Below are 23,851 nucleotides of genomic sequence, written 5' to 3' on the forward strand. Positions count from 1 at the left end.
AGAATGCTATTTTTTGTCAGTCTGATTTTCTCCTTAAAACTATAAAACATAACACGGGAATAAAATTTTTGATGTTAAAAAGCCATTATTTATTATTAGTTCCTGTGTTTCTGCTGGTTTTTATCGTAATTTGTATATAGTTGTATTAAGATAGTGTGAAATAATCATGATTGTCCCGAAAGGTAAGCTAATAATTATAGGCGGTGCGGTTGATATGGGGAGTAATGTTACCCTCCAGGAGCATATTCTGCAGCCCGATTATATCAAGTTTTTTGAACAAGGCATATTAAGGCGCATAATTAACGAATCTGCTAAGCACGAAGGCTCACAAATTGAGGTAATTACTACGGCCTCACAGATCCCTGAGCTTGTAGGTGCAGAATATATCAAGGCTTTCGGCCAGCTTAACGTTACCAATGTTAACGTACTGCACATCAAGAGCCGCGAAGATGCGGGCAATAAAGTTTATCTCGACCGGATCCGTAAGGCCGATGTGGTGATGTTTAGCGGTGGCGACCAGCTTAGGCTAACGGCCATTTTTGGCGGTACCGAATTTTTGCAGGTCCTGAAACAACGCTACCAAAAAGAAAATTTTGTAATAGCCGGAACTTCGGCAGGTGCTGCGGCAGCTTCAACACACATGATCTACCGCGGGCAAAGTAACGAAGCCCTGGTTAAAGGCGAGGTGCAAATAACCGCCGGACTGGGCTTTATTGACTCGGTTATAGTTGATACCCACTTTGTACAGCGCGGCCGTATTGGCAGGTTAATGTATGCAGTGGCAACCAACCCGGGCATTTTGGGGATAGGATTAGGCGAAGATACAGGCCTGCTCATTACCGAGGGCTATATGATGGAAGCGATAGGCTCGGGCCTGATTATTTTGGTTGACGGACGCAACATCGTATCAACTAATATTTATGATGTGGAACTTGGTTCGCCAATCTCTATCGAAAATTTAAGGGTACACGTCATGTCGATATTTGATAAGTACGATTTGGTGCAGCACCGTTTAATCATAAAAAAGAGTATGAAGGTTGAAGAAGGCGTTTTTATAAATGCGCCAGGCAGCAAACTTCTACAATAATTTAAACTGCATATAGTTCTTATAAATACCCTGGCCTTATTTATGCAGGTACATCTACTTAATTTATAATTATGAAAATAATTATTCATGGCGGTTTTTTTAGCGAATCGCTTACCAACCAGGAAGTAAAGCTGGCCAAACAGGAAGCCCTGAATGGCATAGTACAGTTAGGATATAACCACCTGCAACATCATACCGCGGCAGAAACTGTAGTATATACTGTACGGCTGCTTGAAGATTGCGAGCTTTTTAATGCCGGTACCGGATCGCAAATTCAGAGCGATGGTAAAATCCGCCTCAGCGCATCGCTCATGGATGGCAAAACCCAGCGCTTTTCGGGCGTTATCAACATTGAAGATGTTAAAAACCCTATCTGCGTAGCCGAAAAACTTCAGGCCTATGATGATCGTGTTTTAAGCGGCAAGGGAGCGTGCGATTTCGCTATAGAAAACGGCCACAAATACTACAATCCTGAAATTCCGCAGCGCCGTCATGAGTACGAGCAAAAACTAAGCGATTCTATCAGGCTCGGCACCGTAGGCTGCGTTGCGCTTGATGTACATGGCAATCTGGCTGCTGCTACCAGTACCGGGGGCAAGGGCTTTGAAATTCCTGGCCGTGTTAGTGATTCGGCCACTACAGCTGGCAATTACGCTAACAGCTTTGCCGGCGTTTCATGTACCGGCGTAGGCGAAGATATTGTAAGCGGCTCGGTAGCTGTTAAAATTGTTACACGCGTAACCGATGGCATGACCCTCATGGCCGCTACCGAAAAAACCCTTGACGAAATGAAGCCTTACGATGGCTTTGCAGGTGTTATAGGCATTACTACCGACGGGCAGATCTATCACTCAGATACACATCCATACATGGTTTGGGCCCTGCACGATGGCGATATTGAAGTTTTTAACTAAAACCTAAATTTATTTTTTCCGTAGAAAGGTACAAATTCAATATTTGTAAAATAACAGTGGCATTTAAGCGTTTATGTGTTTGCTGCCTTTTATAGGTATTGTTTTCCCGTTAACAAATAATTACATTTGTTAAGCTGATTAATTTAAAATTACACAGTTTAAACCCAGGAAAAAAGATTAGATGAGATATTTCCTACTTATTATTTTATGCTCTGTTGGGTTCAATGCATCAGCGCAATGGTATTACAAACCGTTCAATAAGCGCACCAGGTCTCCGCAAATGGCATATGCGCAAAATCATTCCATTAAAAGGTTGCCGCCCCCTACAGTAGCTAAAGTAAAAATCCCGCCAACTATTATTGAGCATACACCTTATGTAATGGCAATGATCGAGGAATCGGTGATGAGAACCGCTCAGCATAATATGCGTTTCCATGTATACAATGCTGCAAGCTATAACTTTAGCGACCTGGCGCAGATGTACATCAAGCAAAACCGCCTGGCCGAAGCCAAATGGTTCCTGCTACAGAGTATTACCATATCGCGCCAGCAAAATGATGACAGGCACACCATTGCCAACCTGCTTGACCTGGCAGCTGTAAAAGCCGATTACGGCGATTATGCACAGGCAAAACAGGATTTAGCCGAAGCCCGCCAATTAGCTATTTCACGCGGTTTAACATATGACCTGGCTACAGTAGAGAAGAAAACGCGCTATTTACAGGACAACAAATTTAAAACGCCACACAGCGAAACCCGCTTTGCAGAAACTGCAGATGCCGGTACAATTACCAAACCGGTTAATAAATAGTATTTTTTTGTAACAAAAGCGTAAAATGGTGCAGCTCGCATACTATTAGTAAAACATAATCGTATTATTGTTCTTAGTAATTAAGAGACAGCATTTTGACTGTCTCTTTTTTATTTTACATTAGCAAATTAATAATAGGCACAAGTATTGATGTTTTACACCAACCCCGATTTAACTACAGTAAAAGATATGTTTAAGAAAGTATATTTGTTATTGGTGCTGGGCGCAGCCCTCGCCTGTAAAGCATCGCCATCCAAACCTGTTAAAGTAGCAGGTTCAAATGATTTACAGCCCGATGAACAGCAAAGCGTTGTTTGTAAGCAGGTAGCATCATTAATTTCCAACTATAACTATAAAAAAGTCCCGCTGAACGATTCGGTATCAGCTATAATTTTTGATCGTTATATCAAATCACTTGACGAAAACCACAGCTATTTTTTAGCTTCAGATATCAAGGATTTTGAAAAATATAAAACCGTACTTGATGATGATATTAAAGCGGGCAACCTGACCGATGCTTTTTACATCTTCAACGTTTTTCAAAAAAGGTATATCGAGCACGTAAAATATTCAATTGAACAGATCAGCAAAAACTTCGATTTTAACAAAACCGAAACCTTTGTTTATGATCGTGACAAACTGCCATGGATTGCTTCGCAAAGCGATATGGATGCTATGTGGACCAAGCGTGTTAAGTATGACCTGCTAAACCTGAAACTGGCCAATGCAGATATGGCCAAAAACAAGGAGACACTTAAAAAACGTTATGAAAACCTGTTGACCCAAACCAACAAGCTATCGAATCAGGACGTTTTCCAATACTTTATGGATGCCTTTACCGAGGCTATCGATCCGCATACCAACTACTTTAATCCGTCAAACGCTGCCAATTTCAACATTGAAATGTCGCGCCAGGTTGAAGGGATAGGTGCTTCACTCCAGGTAGAAAACGAGTATGTAACTATCAAAACTATCGTAGCAGGCGGCCCGGCCGATAAAAGCCACCAGATAAGTGTTGATGACCGTATTGTTGCCGTGGCACAAGGCAAAACCGGCGAGTTTCAGAACGTGGTAGGCTGGCGCGTGGATAATGCCATCGCCATCATCCGTGGTACTAAAGGCACCACCGTTAGGCTTGAAATATTGCCTGCAGGGGTAAATGCGTCTGCTAAACCAAAAGTGGTTGAAATGGTTCGCGAAAAGATCATCCTGAAAGATCAATCGGCCAAAAAAGAGATCCGCACTTACAACAGCAATGGTAAAACAGTTAGGATAGGTGTGATATCTATCCCGGCATTCTACATTGACTTTAACGATTATAAAGCAGGTAACCCTAACTACAAAAGCACCACCCATGATGTTAAGGCGATTCTTGACTCGTTAAAGAAAGAAAATGTGGATGGCCTGGTGATCGACCTGCGTGAAAACGGCGGCGGTTCACTGATGGAAGCCATTGAGCTTACCGGCCTGTTCATTAAAACCGGACCGGTAGTACAGGTACGCGATACCAAAGACCAGGTTGAGATTGATAAAGACGAAGATCCGGATATCACTTACAGCGGCCCGATGGCTGTATTGGTTGATCGTTTCAGTGCTTCAGCTTCTGAGATTTTCTCAGGTGCAATTCAGGATTATGGTCGCGGGTTGATATTGGGAACCCAAACTTATGGTAAAGGTTCGGTACAAAGCGCCATCGACCTTGACAGGGTAATCGGTTCTTCTCTCCGTGATAAAATTGCTGGCGTAGTTGGCGGTGGTAAAAAAACAACGTCTACCGGTAGTCAAAGCACTTATGGCCAGCTTAACCTTACCATAGCTAAATTCTATCGCATCAGCGGTAATTCAACTCAGCATAAAGGCGTAACACCTGATATTTCATTCCCTTCGGTTATTCCATTGGATAAATATGGTGAAGATACTGAGCCATCAGCAATGCCTTTTGACATCATTGCCAAAACAGATTATACCAAAACAGGCGATTTCACCGGCGTATTGCCGCAGCTTAAAAAGCTGCATGACCAACGTATGGCCGGCAGCGACAGCTATAAATACCTGCTTGAAGATATCGCCGATTTCAAAAAACACGATGCTGATGACAGCGTATCACTGAAAGAGTCTGACTTGAAAAAACAGCGCGACGATGATGAAGCAAAAGCATTTGAACGCAACAACCTGCGCCGCGTAGCATTAGGTTTACCAGCCCTTAAAAAAGGACAAACCAAACCTAAAAACGAAGACCTTGACTTCGTAAAACGCGAAGCCGGCCAAATCATGACCGACTATATCAGTCTTGATAACAAGTTTACAAGTGTTGGCTCACAGCCGGCTAACTAAGTAGGTTTTAGATAACATTCAACGCCCGGTATTGAAAGATGCCGGGCATTTTTATTTATACACGAATATTTTACAGGCTGAGAAGAATTTTATCGAATTTCACGAATGGGTGTTAGAAGTCACTACAATTGTTCGAAAGATAAAAATATCTCTTAAAAACGTATGTCATTGCGAGCGCAGCGTGGCAACCTCGTAGCAAATGCCTGTCGAACAAGCTTGTCGTTTATGCATACCGACGAGATTGCCACGTCGCGCCATGCGTAGCCCCGCACAAGCTCCTTATAATGACGCGACTGTAAGTTATTAATTATTAGGATTGTTTTTTTGATCGGTTTTATAACATGGGCGTTGCCTGCGGCCCGGGCTGTACGCTCATACTACGCGGGCCTTAGCCACAGGCCGGTATCCGCCCCCATCCCTAACGCAACCCAGCGCACTATCTCTAAAACATATTTTTTTACGTCATTACGGTTTTTTCCAGGGCTCCCTGGTGGATAATGCACCATTTTCAACTGGTTTGCATCTTCCGGACACTTATAATAACAACACCGACCATGAGCTGAATTTGCATACTTAGATATCTTACATTGAAAATAAAATTCGTGTAATTCGATTTAATTCGAGGGATTAGTGTCATATTCTTAAAAATCACTTCCTTGTTATAAAACCCTGTCGGCTAATACCCTTGCATTTTGTAAATTTGGCCTCTTACAAAAAATAGATACTACGTTGAAGAATAATATCCTTATTGTTGATGATGTGCATGCCATATTTATGGAGCAGGCCGAAGCTAAAGGTTACACCTGCGATTACCGTCCGCTGATTAAGCTCGACGAAGCTATGCAGATCATAGGCGACTATGCCGGCCTGGTGATCCGCTCAAAATTCAGGGTGGATAAAGCCGTACTTGACGCAGCCACCAACCTGCAGTTTATAGCCCGCGCCGGCGCGGGTATGGATAATATTGATGAAGATTATGCTGCTCAAAAAGGAATAAACCTCATTAATGCTCCCGAAGGTAATTCAGATGCCGTGGGTGAACACGCTATCGGCTTGCTGTTGTCATTAATGAATAATTTAAATCGTGGCGATGCTGAAATACGCGACGGCAAATGGCAGCGTGAGGCTAACCGGGGTTACGAGCTTAAAGGCAAAACAGTAGGTATTATAGGCTATGGTCATATGGGCAGCAGTTTTGCCCGTAAACTATCCGGTTTCCAGGTAAATGTTATTGCTTATGATAAGTATAAAACGGGTTTCAGCGATAAATATGCCCGCGAAGTAAGTATGGAAGAAATTGTAAAACACAGCGATGTTCTTAGTCTCCATATCCCGCTAACTACCGAAACCAACGGACTGGTTGACGATGAGTACCTGTTCCACTTCAAAAAGCCTATATTTTTCCTGAACACATCCCGTGGCAAAACCGCAAAGGTGAGTGCCGTGCTTAACGCAATCCGCGAAGGCAAGATATTGGGTGCTGGTTTAGATGTATTGGAGGTTGAAAAGTTCCCTGCCCTTGCCGAGCAGCCGTGGTTTGAAGAGTTAAGACAAAGCGGTAAAGTGCTCTTAAGCCCACACGTTGCCGGCTGGACATTTGATTCGTATCGGAAGATCAGCGAGGTTATGGCTGAGAAGCTGGTTGATTTGAAAGTTTGAACCTTGATTTATAGGATTTGAGGATTGCCATAAATTATGCACTTGTCTGAACTCGAATTAAACGAATTTTAAGAATTTATCAAATTTACATAGCATTCTGTTAATTCTTTAATTCCAAAAATTCGAGTTCAGACAAATATCAGCCAGACAAAAAATCTTTCAACCCATTGTTAACAATCTTTTTTTGAATTGTAAGCCTATTCCCCCAACTTCGCAGTCCGAATTTTGATTATGAGTATTCATTATAAAATAATAGCTGCAGAGCTTTCTGTAGCCGAAAAACAGGTTACCGCTACGGTAGGCCTGCTTGATGAAGGAGCCACAGTTCCATTCATTTCCCGTTACCGTAAAGAGCTTACCGGCAGTTTGGATGAGGTGCAGGTAGCCGCCATCCGCGATCGTGTACAACAACTACGCGAGTTAGATAAACGCCGGGAGGCTATCCTGAAATCGCTTACAGACCTGGGCAAGTTAACGCCCGAACTGGAAAAGCAGATCAACGAAGCCGAAACCATGGTTACTTTGGAAGATATTTATCTTCCTTATCGTCCTAAGCGCAAAACCCGCGCTACAGCGGCCCGCGAAAAAGGCCTTCAGCCACTGGCCGACGTTTTATTGGAACAAAACAATATCGACCCGGAACTGATCGCAGCCGAATACATCAGCGATGAAAAAGGCGTTGCCAGTGTTGAGGAAGCCCTGGCCGGTGCAAGGGATATCATCGCCGAAACCGTTGCAGAGAATGCCGAAGTGCGCACCAAAATCCGTGAGCTTTTTGTAGAGAAAGGCACTTTCGCATCGCGCGTAGTTGAAGGTAAAGAAGAAGCAGGCATTAAATACAAAGACTACTTTGAATGGACAGAGCCCGTTAAGACGGCCCCATCTCACCGTATACTGGCTATGCGTCGTGGTGAAAAAGAGGAGATCCTGTGGCTTGATCTGAAGCCTGAAGAAGACGATGCATTAGAGATCTTAGAAAATTCGGTTATCAAAGCCAACAACCGGGCTTCAGGGCAGGTTCGTTTGGCGGTAACTGATGGCTACAAACGCTTGCTGAAACCATCGATGGAAACAGAAGTACGCCTGCTTACCAAAAAGAAAGCCGACGAAGAAGCTATCCGTGTGTTTGCTGAAAACGCCCGTCAATTGCTACTTGCTGCTCCGCTTGGTCAGAAAAGAACAATGGCCCTCGATCCCGGCTTCCGTACAGGCTGTAAACTGGTTTGTTTGGATGAACAAGGCAAACTCCTTGAAAACACTACCATTTACCCGCATACAGGGGCAGGACAGGCGCGTGAAGCCGAAAAAACGGTACAGCACCTGTTCCAGAAATATAATATCGAAGCTATCGCTATTGGTAATGGTACCGCAGGCCGCGAAACGGAGGTTTTTGTGCGCAACCTGAATCTATCAGGCGCAACCATTGTAATGGTTAATGAAAGCGGTGCTTCCATCTACTCGGCATCGGAAGTAGCAAGGGAAGAATTTCCTGACTATGATGTTACCGTTAGGGGAGCCGTATCTATCGGCCGCCGGTTGATGGACCCACTGGCCGAATTGGTAAAAATCGACCCAAAATCAATTGGGGTAGGTCAGTACCAGCATGACGTTGATCAGAATAAGCTTCAGACGTCCTTAGATGACACTGTGATCAGCGCAGTGAACGCGGTAGGTGTTGAGCTTAACACAGCCTCAAAACAGATCCTGGCTTATGTATCAGGCCTTGGCCCGCAGCTGGCACAAAACATTGTTGAGTACCGTAACCAAAACGGAGCCTTTAAACGCCGTGAGCAGTTGAAAAAAGTTCCGCGTTTGGGCGATAAGGCATTTGAGCAGGCAGCAGGCTTCCTTCGGATCCACAATGCAGAGAACCCGCTTGATACCAGCGCCGTTCACCCGGAGCGTTATGGTTTACTGGAACAGATGGCGACTGACATGAAATGTACTGTAAAGGATTTGATGGGCAACCCAACCCTGCGCAAAAGCATTCCGCTGCAAAAATATGTTTCGGAAACAGTTGGCTTACCAACTTTGAACGATATCATGGCCGAGCTTGCCAAACCGGGCCGCGACCCGCGTGAGCAATTTGAGGCATTCAGCTTTACCGATGGAATCAATGCCATTGGCGATCTGAAAGTGGGCATGAAACTACCGGGTATCGTCACCAACATCACTGCTTTCGGCGCTTTTGTTGATATCGGTGTTCACCAGGATGGCCTTGTTCACCTGAGCCAGATCACTAACCGTTACATTAAAGATCCTAACGAGGTATTGAAGGTACACCAAAAGGTTGAGGTAACAGTTACGGAGGTAGATGTGAACCGTAAGCGTATTGCCCTATCCATGAAGGAGAACGACAAAAGCGCACCGGATCAACGCAGGAACGACGACCGCCGTCCGCAGGGTAATAACAAACCGAACTTTAATAAAAGAGCCGAAAAAGAGCATGAAACCGATATGGCTTTGAAACTGGCTGCTTTGAAGGAGAAGTTTAAGTTGTAATTAACCCCTCTAAATCTCCCCTAAAGGGGAGACTTAAAAACTTCTAAAGCCCTCTCCTCTGGAGAGGGTTGGGTGAGGTTAAACAAAAAGGGTCCCCAACCTTCCGGCTGGGGACCCTTTTTTATATCATTTAACGGATACTTACGCTACTGTACCCTCTTTCAGCTTCTCAGCATTCTCAGCAAACTGAAGCGACTCAAGAATCTCCTGTAAATCACCATTAAGAACGCCTGGCAGGTTGTAAATGGTCAAGCCAATACGGTGCTCAGTTAAACGTCCTTGCGGATAGTTGTAAGTACGTACCTTGGCCGACCTGTCGCCGGTTGATACCATGGTTTTACGTTTTTTAGAGGTTTCTTCCAGGTGTTTCTGCAACTCCATCTCGTACACCCTCGAACGTAATACCTGTAAAGCCTTATCGTAGTTTTTTAATTGCGATTTCTGATCCTGGCACTGGGCAACAATACCAGTAGGAAGGTGGGTTAACCTTACCGCAGAATACGTAGTATTTACCGACTGACCGCCCGGCCCTGAAGCACAGAACAGATCCTTACGGATATCACTTACGTTTAGCTCGATATCAAACTCATCAACCTCGGGTAATACTACTACAGATGCTGCTGAGGTATGAACACGGCCTTGCGTTTCGGTATCAGGTACACGTTGTACACGGTGTACGCCCGATTCATATTTAAGCGTTCCATAAGCGTCTTCGGCGTTTACGTTAAATACAATCTCTTTATAGCCGCCACTGGTACCTTCGGTATAGTCAACCAGCTCGGTACGCCAGCCGCGTTTTTCGCAGTACCGCATGTACATGCGGTAAAGGTCGCCGGCAAAAAGGGCAGCCTCGTCACCACCTGTACCACCACGAATCTCGACGATCGCATTTTTAGAATCCTCAGGATCTTTAGGGATGAGCATCAAACGGATCTCCTCCTCTTTTACTTCCTGCTGGGCAAGTAGTTCGTCAAGTTCCATTTTAGCCATCTCGCGAAACTCCTCGTCTTTTTCGGTGGCCAGGATTTCTTTATTGGTATCGATATTGCTCATAATGTTGCGGTAGATATAATACTCATCAACAATTTTGGCAAGGTCTTTATATTCTTTGTTTAACTGGGCAAAACGCTTCATGTCCTGCATGGCGTCAGGACTGCTCAGCTCACCTTCAACATTTTTCCAGCGCTCGTATATCAGCTCTAATTTATCTAACATATTTTATAAATAATGATGCAGCTAAAACTGTTTGATATTGAACCGGCTTATGAAAGATTTAACGTTTCGGGAGCGGCTTACAGGCTTACTGCAAAAAAGTGCACAAAAGTACGCAATTTACTGCATATTTTAATTCAGCGGATTGTAAGTTGTTTTTACTGGTTCATAGATGATGGTTCATGGATCGCTGCGGCCTATGGTTAATGGATCATAGCAAGCCCCAAAACAGTTAACTCGGTCAAACCATAGCTTCTAAACTACAGGCACCATGAACCATGATCTATTAACCATGAACTATAAAAAATATTCCACCTTCAACTCCTTACCGTCAAAAACGGCATAAGAAAACTGAGTGATCCATTCGCCAAGGTTAATGTACCTGCTTTGCGGGTTTAGCTGAATGTCAAGCGGAATGTGGCGGTGGCCAAAAACAAGATAATCGTAAAAATTGGTCTCCAATTCTTCGCGGCAAAAATTTACCAGCCATTCCTGCTCGCCCGGTTTGGGGTTCTCTTTTTTTGCATTGGTATCGCGACTGTGGCGGCTCCATTTATTGGCAATCCCCACACCAAGATTGGGATGGATGCGGGCAAACAGCCACTGGCAAAACCTGCTCCTGAAAAACCCCTTTAAAAACTTGTAAAAGTTATCGCCGGGGCCAAGTCCATCACCGTGGTGAATAAAGAATTTCTTGCCGCCGCGCTCAATTTTTAATTCATTGGTAATGATGGTTGCACCAAACTCATTTACAAAGTAATCAAACATCCACATATCGTGGTTACCTTTAAACATGTAAAGCTTTATGCCTGCATCGGCAAGTTCGGCAAGTTTGCCCAAAAAACGGATATAACCTTTAGGCACTACGGTTTTGTATTCGAACCAAAAGTCAAAAACATCGCCTACCAAGAAAAGCTCGGCAGCATCATGTTTAATACTATCGAGCCAGCGCACTATCTTATCTTCGCGTTGGCGGCTTGAGGCGTAAGTCCCTGTACCTAAATGAAAATCAGAAGCAAAATAGAGTTTGTCGCGAACCGGCATATCCGGCAAAAATACGTTTTAACAGCCAAACAGAAAAGATAAAGATTGTTACACAATAAGCACCAAACAACACCGTATCTTAGTGGTTATTCACGAATACATTAAACATTAAAATTATGGCAATCCCCGAAAACCCAAATCTTGATGATGCCCAGGAAGACAAAGATCCCGGCAACGAATTTGAACAGAACGAAGGCCAGGATACCGGCAACGAAATAATTGATAACAGCGAACCGGATGTAGCCGGATTGAATGCAGCCACCCGGGCCTCAGAATCATCATTTACTTTAAATTTTGAAGATGGCTATGCCCCCGCACCGGATAAAAAGGATAACGACCAGCAATCACCCAAACACTGATATATTAAACAATGAAAAAACTATTACTGCCGGCATTGATCCTCGTCATTTTTGCAGGTAAGGCATCGGCACAGTCAAAAGGCTTTATCATGGCCGATTTCAAGGCCAATATAGGCAAAACGGGTACTTTGTGCGATACCGTTTACTCATACAAAGCAGTAAGCGACACACTTACATTGTTAAACATTGGTGCTGCCTATCCAAGGCAAAAATATACCATAGCCGTAAAGGGCAGCGCAATAAAGCTTGACCTATCTACCATAAAAGGAAAACACGTATGCGCAACCGGTACATTTGAACTTTTCAAAGGTCAGCCTGAAATTGTGGCCGACAAGCCGGAACAGATCACGGTTAACTGATCAATCTAAATGACTATAAAACAAAAAGAGAGCAGATCAATGATCTGCTCTCTTTTTGTTTTATTATGATAATAATATCAGCTTTTGGCTTAAAACGCCTTATACAAACCAAATACAATTTGGCCTTCGGTAATTGGCTGCTTGGTAACTAAGCGGCCTACATTAAGCGTACGCCCGGTTGTTGTTACATCATATCCGGGAGATTTAACATAGTTGCCTTTAAGCGATAATCCCCAGCCTGCACCCATATCAAACCTGATTGCTGCACTGCCGCCGTATGCAAAAGCATAGCCTTTAGCGCTTTGTTGAGTAATGCTGCCGGTTTGCGCATCAACACCGGTAACACTAATGGTTAACAATGGTGATGTCTGGCTTTTTAAAGCACCTGCAGATGCCCTTAGGTCAAATGATAAGCTGCGCCATACAAAGGTATATTGTGGGCCTACTAACAGGTTAAAGCTGCGGTAACGTTTATCAGCAGTTACAGTTCCCTGATCGGCTTTAAAATCGGTTGTATATCCTTGAGACAATATCAAGTCATCATCATAGGAGAAATTACTTTGATCCTGGTACGAAAAGGTATAGCCGATGCCAAAATTCCTGTGCAGGTAATACGCTCCGTCCAATTGGAAAGTAACCCCTTTGTTTGCAAAGCCCGATTTGTTGTTACTGTAGTCTGCTTTTGCAAAATCGCCCAGCGCATAGGAAATACCCATACTTAAACCTACATAAGGTTTAAGTTTTACTTTGGTTTCATCATCTTTATCGTTGGTATCCTGAGCTTTTGAGGTAAATGACAGCAACATTAAAAGGCCTGCTGTAAAAAAAGTAAGGGTTTGTTTCATGTTTGTTATTATGTAACTGTATTACCGTAAGTTGCCACTGCATCCTTAGCTGCAAAGCAAACGTGTAAAAAAACGCATTATTATTGATACTTATATGATAACAAGCCTCCTCTTTAGGGCCAAAATCACATCGATTATCATCTGCAAAAATCAAAGGGGTTAGCTTTTAATTACTTGCCCTCATTTTACAGCAGTTTTTTCACGCCGCTAATATAGCCTGCAACGGGCAATTAAACAGCAGCCGGCCGCAAAATTAACAACTTTTAACCTTTTGAACCGTTATTGCCTTGCGGCAATGTACCCTGAATAGTTATCTTTAGTTGCCTGTAATTTAAACTATCATGACAAAAACGTTCTGTTTATTAGCATTAGCTGTTTTATTTTGCAGCTATACACGTGCACAAATGACTATAAAAACACTTCCATATCCCAAAGCAAAAAAAGTTGATGTTATTGACACCTATTTTGGCACCCAGGTGCCCGATCCATACCGCTGGCTTGAGAATGATCATGCCGCGGATACCAAAGCCTGGGTACAGGACGAAAATAAAGTAACGTTCAACTATCTCGACCAAATCCCTTACCGCGCCGAAATCCATAAACGCCTGGAGTTTTTATGGAACTATGAAAAGTACAGCGCTCCCTTTAAAGAAGGCAAATACATCTATTTTTATAAAAATGATGGATTACAAAGTCAGAATGTACTATATCGCCAGCTGGGAGATAACGGTGTACCTGAAGTTTTCCTTGATCCGAATAAATTTTCTGCCGATGGTACTACCTCCTTACAGGGAATCGAGTTCAGCAAAAACGGTGAGCTGGCAGCCTACCAGATTTCCGAAGGTGGCTCGGACTGGCGCAAGGTCATCATCATTAACACCGAAGATAAAACTGTTGTCGGCGATACTTTAAAAGACGTAAAATTCAGCGGGCTGGCTTGGCATGGTACCGACGGCTTTTACTACAGCAGCTATGACAAGCCAACCGAAGGCAGTCAGCTTTCAGGTATGACACAGTTTCATAAGCTGTATTATCACAAACTGGGCACGCCTCAAAGTACCGATAAGCTGATATTTGGCGGCGATAAAACCCCTCGACGATATATCGGCGCTTACCTTACCGAAGACGAACGTTTTCTGATAATCACTGCCGCTACCTCAACAACAGGCAATGAGCTTTATATCCAGGATTTAAGCAAACCCGGCAGCCAGATCATTAACGTTGTAAATAACTTTGACAACCAGCACAGTGTTTTGGATAACGTTGGCAGCAAGCTTTACATCCTAACCAATATTTACTCGCCCAATTTTAAAATTGTTACTGTTGATGCTGCCGAACCGGGCATTACCCATTGGAAAAACCTGATCCCCGAAACCAAAAATGTATTAAGCGCCACTACAGGCGGAGGTAAAATTTTTGCCGAATACCTGCAGGACGCTACATCCCTGATACAGCAATACAATATGGATGGCAAACTCGAACGGACTATTCAACTGCCTTCAATTGGTTCGGCTTCGGGCTTTGGTACAAAGAAGGAGGAAAAGGTAACTTATTACACTTTTACCAATTACATATATCCGCCTACTATTTTTAAGCTGGATATTGCAACCGGCACTTCCACGGTCTATAAAAAGTCGGGGGCAAAGTTTGATCCTGAGCAATATGAATCAAAGCAGGTGTTTTATACCTCAAAGGATAAAACTAAGATCCCGATGATCATCACCTATAAAAAAGGGACGGTACTTAACGGACAAAATCCAACCTTGCTGTATGCCTACGGTGGTTTCGGCGTTAGCCTAACCCCGGCTTTCAGCACATCAAATATTATATTGCTTGAGCATGGCGGCATTTACGCTGTACCTAACCTGCGCGGCGGCGGTGAATATGGTGAAACCTGGCACCGCAAAGGCATCAAACTAAAAAAACAGAATGTATTTGATGATTTTATTGCAGCGGCCGAGTATCTTATCAAAAACAAATATACTTCCAAAGATTACCTTGCCGTTTCGGGCGGTTCAAATGGCGGCCTGCTCATTGGCGCTATGTTAACCCAACGCCCCGACCTTTTTAAAGTAGCCTTCCCTGCCGTGGGGGTAATGGATATGCTGAGGTATAACAAATTTACTGCCGGGGCCGGCTGGAGCTATGATTATGGCACGGCCGAAGACTCGGAACAAATGTTCAAATACCTTTATAATTATTCGCCGTATCATGCCCTTAAACCGGGCATTTACCCAGCAACCATGGTTACCACGGCTGATCATGACGACCGTGTAGTACCTGCCCATTCCTTCAAGTTTGCCGCACGCCTGCAGGAATACCAGCAGGGTGCAGCGCCAACACTTATCCGTATTGAAACCAATGCCGGCCACGGAGCGGGACAAAGCACCGCCCAGCTCATCAATGGCCAGGTTGATAAATGGGCTTTCATGTTCTGGAATATGGGCGTTAAATGGCAGTAATGCGATTTGCCATTTGCACAGGATCATTTATGGCTAAATAGCTTAAAATTGAAACATTGTGGATATATTTAATCAACTAAATCAATCACCCATGACCCGTTTCAAAATTCTTCAGTATTTAAGCATCCATGTATTCCTGCTTTTGGCAATAAGCACATTTGCGCAAAAGCCCCGCGCCCGCGATATCGGTATCCCTTTTGAAGGCACACCCGGCAAGTACAATGCCATTACCGATGTGCAGGGCGTTGAAGTTGGTTATAGTACAATTATATCAGGATCGGGTAAAAATATAATTGGCAAAGGCCCTGTGCGTACCGGCGTTACAGCTATTTTCCCCAATGGCAAGGTTAACCACCATCCTGTTTTTGCAAATTGGTATACCTTGAATGGCAACGGTGAAATGACAGGCACCACCTGGTTAACAGAATCGGGCTTTTTAGAAACCCCTGTCATGATCACCAATACCAATAGTGTAGGCGTAGTACGCGATGCTGTATTAAAATGGTTTGTAAATACAAACTGGTACGGCAACGAAGAATATTGGTATACCTATCCTGTAGTGGCCGAAACTTATGATGGCGGACTTAATGATATCTACGGTTTCCAGGTTAAGGAGAGCAACGCGTTTGATGCGCTGAACAATGCTGCTTCCGGTACTATAAAAGAGGGAAATGTAGGCGGTGGCACCGGGATGATGTGCCTTGGATTTAAAGGAGGTACCGGTACAGCATCAAGAGTTTTAACTATAAATGATAAAACCTATACTTTGGGGGTATTGGTACAATCAAACTTTGGCAGGAAGAAGAACCTTACCATTGCAGGTGCACCGGTTGGCCGGGAATTAAAAGACACGCTGAATTATGAATTTAAAGCCCCACCGCAATCAAAACACCAGGAAGGCGATGGCAGTATCATTGTAATATTGGCTACAGATGCACCTTTACTGCCACATCAGTTGAAGCGGCTCGCCGAGCGGGTTGCTTTAGGCGTAGGGAAAGTAGGCGGCCGGGGAGAAAACGGTTCCGGTGATATTTTCCTTGCATTTTCAACGGCTAATCCGGATGCTTTTAGCCGAACAGGCAGCACCCGGGTTGAAATGCTGGCAAATGATCAGCTTAACCCGCTGTATGAGGCTACAGTACAATCTGTTGAAGAAGCTATCATTAATGCCATGGTTGCTGCCGATACCATGGAAGGCATTAATGGCAACAAAGCTTATGCCCTGCCACACGACGCTGTAATGCGTGTGCTAAAAAAGTACAACATTGTAAAATGATCTTATAAACCACATGAAAAAACAGTTCATACTCATTGTTATTCTATTTTCCATTAACCAGGTCTTTGCACAGCATAAAAAAAGCAATCTAAACGTCGTGTTTATCGGTAATAGTATAACCCAGGGTGTCCAACTGACCGATGCAGCTACCGAAGCCCCGCCCGCAACAGCTGTAGCTTATCTGCAGAAACAAAAAAACCTGGATACGGTAAGTTTCAGCAACCAGGGCCATAGCGGCTATACTACGCTCGATTTTTTGCCCGGCACCGGCACTTTTGCCAAAGTTGAAGATGCCGCCAACGCTTTTACCAATAAGGACGCATTGCTGATATTTTCGATAAAACTTGGCACAAATGACAGTGCCATACATGGGCCGCACGGCGCACCCGTATCGCCCGAAGATTATCAAAAAAATTTGAAGACCATAGTTGATAAATTATTGGCAGATTTCCCGAAAGCGGTTATCATTTTCCAGCATCCGCTATGGTATAGCCCTAATACCTATAATGGTGCAAAATACTTACAGGAAGGCTTAAACAGGTTACAAAGCTATGTACCGATGATAGATGGGCTTGTAAAATCATATGCTACATCAAACCCCAAACAGGTATTTGTGGGCGATACCAAAGCCTTCGCTTATTTTGAGAAAAATCATTTAACTGACCTCATCCCTGAGAATGGTAAACAGGGCACGTTTTACCTTCATCCCAATAAAAAAGGGGCTGAAGCTTTAGGTAAGTTTTGGGGAATGGCTATTAATAAGGTTGTAAGGCGAAATTTTAAATGAGGATTGCCTATCGCTGGGAATGTTGGCTTAAAAACCATGTCATTGCGAGGAGGAACGACGAAGCAATCTCGTGGCTATGCAGATCAGACACGCATTGGCAACGAGATTGCCACGCTACGCTCGCAATGACATAGTTTTTGTTTGTTTTTCTATGCAAATTTCATCTTCTCAACAATTGTCGTTCCCGTTGCGCACGCGCTCAAGAGGGATTTTTTTAAAATCTCTTGTTAAGGAAATCGCTTAAGTTAACGGCTAAGAATTGCTCAATTCATTTCGTTAACCGCCAATAAAAAGTGCTGAAATTGGAATAGGATTGTTTTGTTCATTCCGTTCAGTTTTCTTAATCATTAGCATAAAAATATGTGCTATGCTTAATTTTATGCTAATGAAATACTTGCTGCTCTACATCCCTTTAATCCTGTTTATAATATCATACGGCTATAGCCGCAGATATTACCGCTTCATTGATAATGGTCGTGTGTCTGAAATTATCCAGGCAAACCAAAGGTCAAAACAGTTCATGAATATGGCTGTATTTTCGTTTGTGGCGCTTTTAATAGTTCTAAAACTGCTTTAAGTTTCATTAACGTAAAATCACTACATAGCCCGAAAGCACGATGTTATTCATCTTGGTATTTACTATATAGTAGTAAGTACCGGATGGCAGTGCTTTGCCCTGGTAAGTACCATCCCAGGGCTTAGGATATCCTACAGAGTGAAATAAAGCTTGTCCGTAACGGTTATAAACATCAACAGTACTGTTTTCATACGCTACAAGGCCTTTAATTTCCCAGTTATCATTTATCCCGTCGCCATTAGGAGTAAAAGTGTTACTTACATTTATCACCGGCGAAACCTTGACCGCAACCTGGCTATAGTTAACACAGCCGTTTGATTTATCGGTGATTTTCAGTTGATACGTTATATCCTGATCGCCGGTTACTACAGGGTTTTTCACTGTAGTATTATCCAGTCCCGTAGCCGGGCTCCATTCATATGTTACGTTTTCGCTGCCTACCACCGGGTTTAAAGTGATGGTATGATCTTTTAAAACATACCTTGTATCACCAGCAGCATCTGCCTGCACTGTTGGTGGCGGAACAAAATTGATGGTGATATCATCAGTAGGTGTATGACAATCATCGGCCTGGGTAGCTCTCAGCGTTAATTTAACAGAGCCTTTGGCAATATCAACAGGATCGGGCTGAAAGGTTGGATTGGGCACAATATCCGAAGGAATAAATTTACCTAAGCCCGATGCTGAAGTCCACTTAACGGTGGCGCCTGAAAGCGGCTGACCATTTAGCGGTACCATAGGGTTTTGGTTACAAACATTATCAATGCTTGGCGGCCCGGCATCGGCACCGGGGCTTGGAGCAAAGGTGAATGTAACATCTTTGTGTACCGCTGCGCAACCATCCGGGCTCGTTGATGTAAGAGTTAAAGTAACAGAACCGGCATTCTTATCTGCAGCTGATGGAAAATATTTACCTGTCGGATCATCTTGTTTAGAGAAAGTGCCGCTGCCACTGGTACTCCAGATACCGGTTCTATATACACTCTCCACATCGCCGGCAAGTTGTATAAATGGATCATTAACACATACATTATGCGAAGGGCCGGCAACGACAATTGGAAGCGGATTAACCTTAACGTCTACGTGACTTGGTTCGCCCGGGCAGTTATTAATTATCAAAACTAAATTGTAAGGACCAGCGTTAGCTGCAGTAGCATTAGGAATAACAGGGTTTGGATCTTCCGATCTGAAATTATTAGGCCCTGTCCACAAATATTTTGCATTAGCAACAATCTGGGTTTGCAGTAAAATTTCATTGCCTTCGCAAACAGGGCTGTTGGTCTGCGCATTGGCTGGCGCTGTTTGGGGCTGTACAACTATAGTGTATTTAACAGGGGTGCCGGGACAACCAAATGCAACAGGTGTTATGGTATAAGGAACCTGAATTTGATTTGTTGTGGTGTTAACCAATGCTTCGTTGATAGGGTTTGCCGTTTGATCGGTAACAGCGGCATTGCTTATACCGGGTACAACCGGCCGGCTCCATAAATAAGTGGCTGTAGATATATTGGATTCCAAAATAATCCCCAGCGGTGTGTTATTACATTTCGGATCCGAAGGCGGTGGATTGGTAAGAACCGCTCCCGGATTAACCCTTACCGTAACCGGATATGGTGCCGCCGTACAACTGCTGGTTTTATAGTTAAAAACATATGTAACGTCAATTGGCGCAGTGGTTGTATTGTAAAGCACTTCTTTTATGGTAGGTGCCGCCTGCCCGGTTACAGCAGCGTTACTGATACCATCAACCGCCGCGCGGCTCCAGGTTAAGCTTGCTACCGGACTACTAAATTGAACCTGGTAATTGGTACTTGTACCATTACAAACTGCGGGCGGGGCAGGACTTGTAACAGTTGGTAGTGCATTTACCATCACAGTGTAATTGAATACGGGTCCGGGGCAACCGTTTAAGTACGGTGTTATATTATAAGTTACATTAACAGCAGTGCCGTTGGGATCGTTATTGATCAGTGTTTCAGTAATAGAGCTTGTTGTTTGACCGGCCACCGCAGGGTTACTGATCCCGGGCACAGCCTTGCGGTCCCATGAAAAAGTTGCACCGGGCTGATCGGCAGTTATTGTATAATTTAATGCTGTGCCACTACATACCGGATCGCTTGCGGAGCTGCTTGTTATCTGCGGGGCAGGGGTAACTATTACATCTACTTTAGTGCGTTCGCTGATACAGTTATTAACCTTAGTTTCTACATAATAAGTCCTGTTGATAGTTAGCGGAGTTGTGGAAAAAGTATTATTTTGGCTTACCGGAGTGCCCCCAACAGGAACGTTATACCAGGTATAAGTACCAGTTGAACCACTTGCTGTAAGTATTGCAGACTGCCCTTCACAAACCGTTACCTTGTTATCTGTACCAACCACGGGTGCTGCGGGCGGGGCCACTGCCTGCACCAATACAGGTGTACGTTGGCTGGTAATACCGCCTACAGTTGTTGCAACATAATAGGTAATATCATTCAATATTGGTGGAGTTATAAACACAGGGCCGGTTTTAATGGCTGTACCGCCTGTAGCATCACTATACCAGCGATATGTACCACCTGGTGCTGATGCCTGGAGTGTGGCTGTGTTGCCTGTGCAAACAGCTTTACCGGGAGCAGTTGGCGCCGCCGGGGCCGGGTTTATAGTAATAGTAACAGTACTTGAATTTGCGCTGCAAGGGCCGGCAGGATCATTGGAAGTTAAAGTTAGTGTTACTACTTTCTCTCCTGCTGCAGGAGTGTAAACAGCATTCTTCTTTGTTGGGTCAGAGAATGTACCAGCACCGCCGGTCCATTTTACGGATGTAGCTCCTCCTCCAAACTCTCCGGCTAATTGTACCGGATCACCCTGCTTTACGGGTTGATTTGGCCCGGCATACACTAAAACTTTATCGTAAATAGTTATAGAGCCCGTGGCAATACTTTGTGCACAGCCGCTGCTCGCGGCTATGGTATTGGTTATGGCATAAGTTCCAGGCAAACTATTAACCGGGTCGATCTCGCCCGTACTGCTGTTTTTAAATTTCAGTTTACCTGATGGCTCGGTGAAAATGCCGGCGCTGGCCCCTGCCGGAAATATAGGCAGTGCACTTTTTAAATCATTACAGATCGGGGTATTATATGAAAAACTGGCGTCGGGTGTTGTTACTATGGATATACTTTGACTGGCTGCACCTGCACATGTACCGCCATAAGTAAAAATTACAGTATATTTTCCCAATGCGCTTGCCGCCACATTGATTTCGCCGGTAGTATTGCTTACAAAAACAAGCCCTGAAGGCGACGAAGTAAAAGTGCCGCCTGCCGGATTATAAATAACGGGCGAAACATTGCTTCCTGATGTACATATCGTGCCCGACGGATACCGGAACTGAGGATCAATAATTGGTGTTATCGATACCGTAAAAGCAGTACGCGAACTAATACAAGAACCATTAACCGCCTCGGCGTAAAAAGTGGTTTGAGCAAACAAAGGATCGGTGGTATAAGTGTTGCCTGTGTGCACCGGCGTACCGCCGGTGGCATCGGTATACCATTGAATAGTTCCGCCCGAAGCCGAAACACTTAAAGTCGCTGATTGGCCCGGGCATACCGTTGCTGTACCATTAACAGATGGTGCAGCAGGTAATGGAGTAATTTGCACGGTTACTGCAACACGCGGACTGTTACAACCATTGGCTATGCTTTGCACATAATAGTTTGTATTTGCTGTTAGCTCAGGTGTTACATAGGTGTTGCCGGTTATCAGAAGATTACCGCCTGTAGGTTGGTCATACCATTCATAATCATCGGGTGAGCCGGTTGCTGTGAGGGTGGCCGAAGTGCCGGAACATGTTGTTGTTCCCGGAGCTGTAGGGGCTGGGATAGCGTCAAGTACCGTTACTGTAATTGCCGACCTGTCACTTACACATGAGCCCACTGTAGTTTGAACATAATAAGTAGTAGTAGCTGTTAAAGCCGGTGTTGTAAAAGTATCTCCGGAAAACAGGGCAGTGCCGCCGGTAGCTGTGGTAAACCATTGAAAAGTTCCGCCTTGCGTTGATGTTGCAGTTAACGGCGTTGATGACCCATTACAAACTACCGGACCGTCGGGCACAACCGGTGCATCCGGTGCAGGGGTAACAGCAACTGTTACCGGGGTACGGTCAGTTGTACAGCTGCCGGTAGTATGCTCAACATAATAGGTTGTGTTACTTGTTAAAACCGGGGTCGAAAAAGTATTGCCTGTGGCTACTGCAGTGCCACCGGTTGCTGATGTATACCAATTATAGGTACCAGTGGGCGATGGATCGGCAGTTAAAGTAATACTTGTACCATAACAGGTGGCAGGCGATTGCGAAGGTGGCGCTGCCGGTATTGGCGTTACAGATACGGGTACTGGTATACGGTTGCTTGTACAATCGCCCACTCGTGTTTGCACGTAATAGGTCACCGGCGATGTAAGTACAGGGGTAGTATAATCCGGACTTGAAATTAGCGGAGTACCTCCCGATGGCACGTCATACCATTCAACTACTCCTGAGGCATCGGCATGCAAGTTTATTGACGACCCTGAACAAACGCTGTTATTGGCCGGATTTACTACCGGAACGGCAGGAGGCGCGTTTATCCTGGCAACTACAGGTATGGCTGCACTGGAACAACCGTTAGTTACCGTAAAAAGATAATAAGTTGTATTTGCAAATAAAGCGGGAGTAGTAAACGTAGCGTCAATACTTAAAGGCGTTCCGGTTCCTGAAGCATCGGCATACCATGCATAACTATTTGCGCCGGATGCCTTTAAAGTTGCCGGCGATCCGTAACATACTGGATCTGACTGTACACCCGGCCCTCCGGTTACATAAACAATAACCGAGCTTCTGGTACTGGTACAGCTACCTACAGTTGTTTCTACATAAAAAAGCGTAGCCTGAGTAATGGCAGGTGTTACATACGGATTACCTGTAAACAGGAAATTGCCGTTGGCATCATACCATTGGTAAGTTCCGCCCGGCGCTGTTGCTGTTAATGTTGCCGATGTATTGGGACAAACAGCCTGGTTACCAACAGTAGGCGGATTAGGAGAAGCCACGGCAGTTACCACAAAATTGGTAGCTTTTGGCTGGCAGCCGGGGGTTTTATCACTTACTGTTACAGTATATGTTCCGGCTTTATTTACATCAATGGATGAGGTATTTTCACCGGTACTCCAAACATAGGTAAACGGGCCGGTACCGCCGCTTACATTTGCAGTTAAGGTTACGCTTTTTCCCGAACATATCGTATTAGCGGGCGAGGATATAGTTACATTTAATGTACAAGTTTGACTGTACCCGGCAAAGGAAGTGAGGATCAGCAGAAATAGTACAAGTAACGGCTTATTAATGTTCTTCATAAGTCTCTTTATACTCAATAAATGTGGCTGCAAGCGGCTCATGTTAACGACTCCCCTTATTGAGCACAGTTTTTTAAGATTGGCAGATAGTTGTCCTGTTTTATACCAACCTGGCAATGATGTGTGCCCTTATACGTAAAATACTAAAAAAATGTTCCAAAAAACATGAACAAAATGAACATTGAAACCCTAATGAAAGTATTTATTTTACTGGTTAAAAAAAATGCCCGGCTAAGAAATAACCGGACAT

General features: G+C 44.2%; 17 protein-coding genes. 13 read left to right on the forward strand and 4 right to left on the reverse strand.

Translation table 11 applies throughout. The features are described from left to right. The first annotated feature begins 166 nt into the window (after positions 1-166). The 6 genes from ACEN9X_RS10055 (at position 167) to ACEN9X_RS10080 (ending at position 9,307) form a co-directional block, all read left to right on the forward strand. Positions 167-1,087, forward strand: coding sequence for a cyanophycinase (locus ACEN9X_RS10055; protein ID WP_413670243.1), 921 nt, complete (start codon positions 167-169; stop codon positions 1,085-1,087). Positions 1,088-1,158: 71 nt separating this feature from the next. After that, positions 1,159-2,001, forward strand: coding sequence for an isoaspartyl peptidase/L-asparaginase (locus ACEN9X_RS10060; protein ID WP_413670244.1), 843 nt, complete (start codon positions 1,159-1,161; stop codon positions 1,999-2,001). A gap of 181 nt (positions 2,002-2,182) precedes the next feature. Further along, positions 2,183-2,812, forward strand: coding sequence for a hypothetical protein (locus ACEN9X_RS10065; protein WP_413670245.1), 630 nt, complete (start codon positions 2,183-2,185; stop codon positions 2,810-2,812). A 189-nt stretch (positions 2,813-3,001) separates the two neighbouring features. Further along, a complete protein-coding gene (locus ACEN9X_RS10070) occupies positions 3,002-5,146 on the forward strand; it encodes a carboxy terminal-processing peptidase (RefSeq protein ID WP_413670246.1) in 2,145 nt (714 codons plus the stop codon). Positions 5,147-5,875: 729 nt separating this feature from the next. Then, entirely contained in the window at positions 5,876-6,805 is a 930-nt protein-coding gene (locus ACEN9X_RS10075; protein WP_413670247.1) for an NAD(P)-dependent oxidoreductase, read from the forward strand. Positions 6,806-7,036: 231 nt separating this feature from the next. Next, positions 7,037-9,307 carry a Tex family protein gene (locus ACEN9X_RS10080; protein ID WP_413670248.1) on the forward strand — a complete coding sequence of 757 codons (2,271 nt, stop codon included), beginning with the start codon at positions 7,037-7,039 and terminating at the stop codon, positions 9,305-9,307. A 141-nt stretch (positions 9,308-9,448) separates the two neighbouring features. Here ACEN9X_RS10080 and prfA read toward each other — a convergent pair whose 3' ends face one another. Beyond that, positions 9,449-10,522 carry a peptide chain release factor 1 gene (gene prfA / locus ACEN9X_RS10085; protein WP_413670249.1) on the reverse strand — a complete coding sequence of 358 codons (1,074 nt, stop codon included), beginning with the start codon at positions 10,520-10,522 and terminating at the stop codon, positions 9,449-9,451. A 12-nt stretch (positions 10,523-10,534) separates the two neighbouring features. Here prfA and ACEN9X_RS10090 point away from each other — a divergent pair, with 12 nt between their 5' ends. Further along, the gene (locus tag ACEN9X_RS10090) at positions 10,535-10,726 is read left to right on the forward strand and encodes a hypothetical protein (protein WP_413670250.1); all 192 of its coding nucleotides are present in this window, start codon (positions 10,535-10,537) and stop codon (positions 10,724-10,726) included. Between the two features lie 90 nt (positions 10,727-10,816). Here the strand turns inward: ACEN9X_RS10090 and ACEN9X_RS10095 are convergent, their stop codons facing one another. Beyond that, entirely contained in the window at positions 10,817-11,563 is a 747-nt protein-coding gene (locus tag ACEN9X_RS10095; RefSeq protein ID WP_413670251.1) for a UDP-2,3-diacylglucosamine diphosphatase, read from the reverse strand. A 116-nt stretch (positions 11,564-11,679) separates the two neighbouring features. On the opposite strand from ACEN9X_RS10095, the gene ACEN9X_RS10100 reads away from it, so the two are divergent. Both ACEN9X_RS10100 and ACEN9X_RS10105 read left to right on the forward strand, forming a co-directional pair. Then, positions 11,680-11,922, forward strand: a complete 243-nt coding sequence (locus ACEN9X_RS10100) for a hypothetical protein (protein ID WP_413670252.1) — start codon at positions 11,680-11,682, stop codon at positions 11,920-11,922. An 11-nt stretch (positions 11,923-11,933) separates the two neighbouring features. Continuing rightward, on the forward strand, positions 11,934-12,281 hold the full coding sequence (locus ACEN9X_RS10105) for a hypothetical protein (protein WP_413670253.1): 348 nt from the start codon (positions 11,934-11,936) through the stop codon (positions 12,279-12,281). A gap of 89 nt (positions 12,282-12,370) precedes the next feature. On the opposite strand, the gene ACEN9X_RS10110 is transcribed toward ACEN9X_RS10105, so the two are convergent. Then, positions 12,371-13,126, reverse strand: coding sequence for an outer membrane beta-barrel protein (locus tag ACEN9X_RS10110; protein WP_413670254.1), 756 nt, complete (start codon positions 13,124-13,126; stop codon positions 12,371-12,373). A 341-nt stretch (positions 13,127-13,467) separates the two neighbouring features. Between ACEN9X_RS10110 and ACEN9X_RS10115 the strand changes: the two genes are divergently transcribed. The 4 genes from ACEN9X_RS10115 (at position 13,468) to ACEN9X_RS10130 (ending at position 18,228) form a co-directional block, all read left to right on the forward strand. Next, positions 13,468-15,588, forward strand: coding sequence for a prolyl oligopeptidase family serine peptidase (locus tag ACEN9X_RS10115; protein ID WP_413670255.1), 2,121 nt, complete (start codon positions 13,468-13,470; stop codon positions 15,586-15,588). Positions 15,589-15,679: 91 nt separating this feature from the next. Beyond that, the gene (locus ACEN9X_RS10120; protein ID WP_413670256.1) at positions 15,680-16,864 is read left to right on the forward strand and encodes a P1 family peptidase; all 1,185 of its coding nucleotides are present in this window, start codon (positions 15,680-15,682) and stop codon (positions 16,862-16,864) included. 13 nt (positions 16,865-16,877) lie between these two features. After that, positions 16,878-17,651: a GDSL-type esterase/lipase family protein gene (locus ACEN9X_RS10125; RefSeq protein ID WP_413670257.1), complete on the forward strand. Its 774-nt coding sequence runs from the start codon at positions 16,878-16,880 to the stop codon at positions 17,649-17,651. A 385-nt stretch (positions 17,652-18,036) separates the two neighbouring features. Further along, complete coding sequence (locus tag ACEN9X_RS10130) at positions 18,037-18,228, forward strand: hypothetical protein (protein WP_413670258.1); 192 nt, start codon at positions 18,037-18,039, stop codon at positions 18,226-18,228. A 6-nt stretch (positions 18,229-18,234) separates the two neighbouring features. On the opposite strand, the gene ACEN9X_RS10135 is transcribed toward ACEN9X_RS10130, so the two are convergent. Then, positions 18,235-23,601, reverse strand: coding sequence for a PKD-like domain-containing protein (locus tag ACEN9X_RS10135; protein WP_413670259.1), 5,367 nt, complete (start codon positions 23,599-23,601; stop codon positions 18,235-18,237). Between the last annotated feature and the right edge of the window lie 250 nt (positions 23,602-23,851).

The sequence above is a fragment of the Mucilaginibacter sp. Mucisp86 genome, from assembly GCF_047324315.1.
Taxonomy (GTDB): domain Bacteria; phylum Bacteroidota; class Bacteroidia; order Sphingobacteriales; family Sphingobacteriaceae; genus Mucilaginibacter.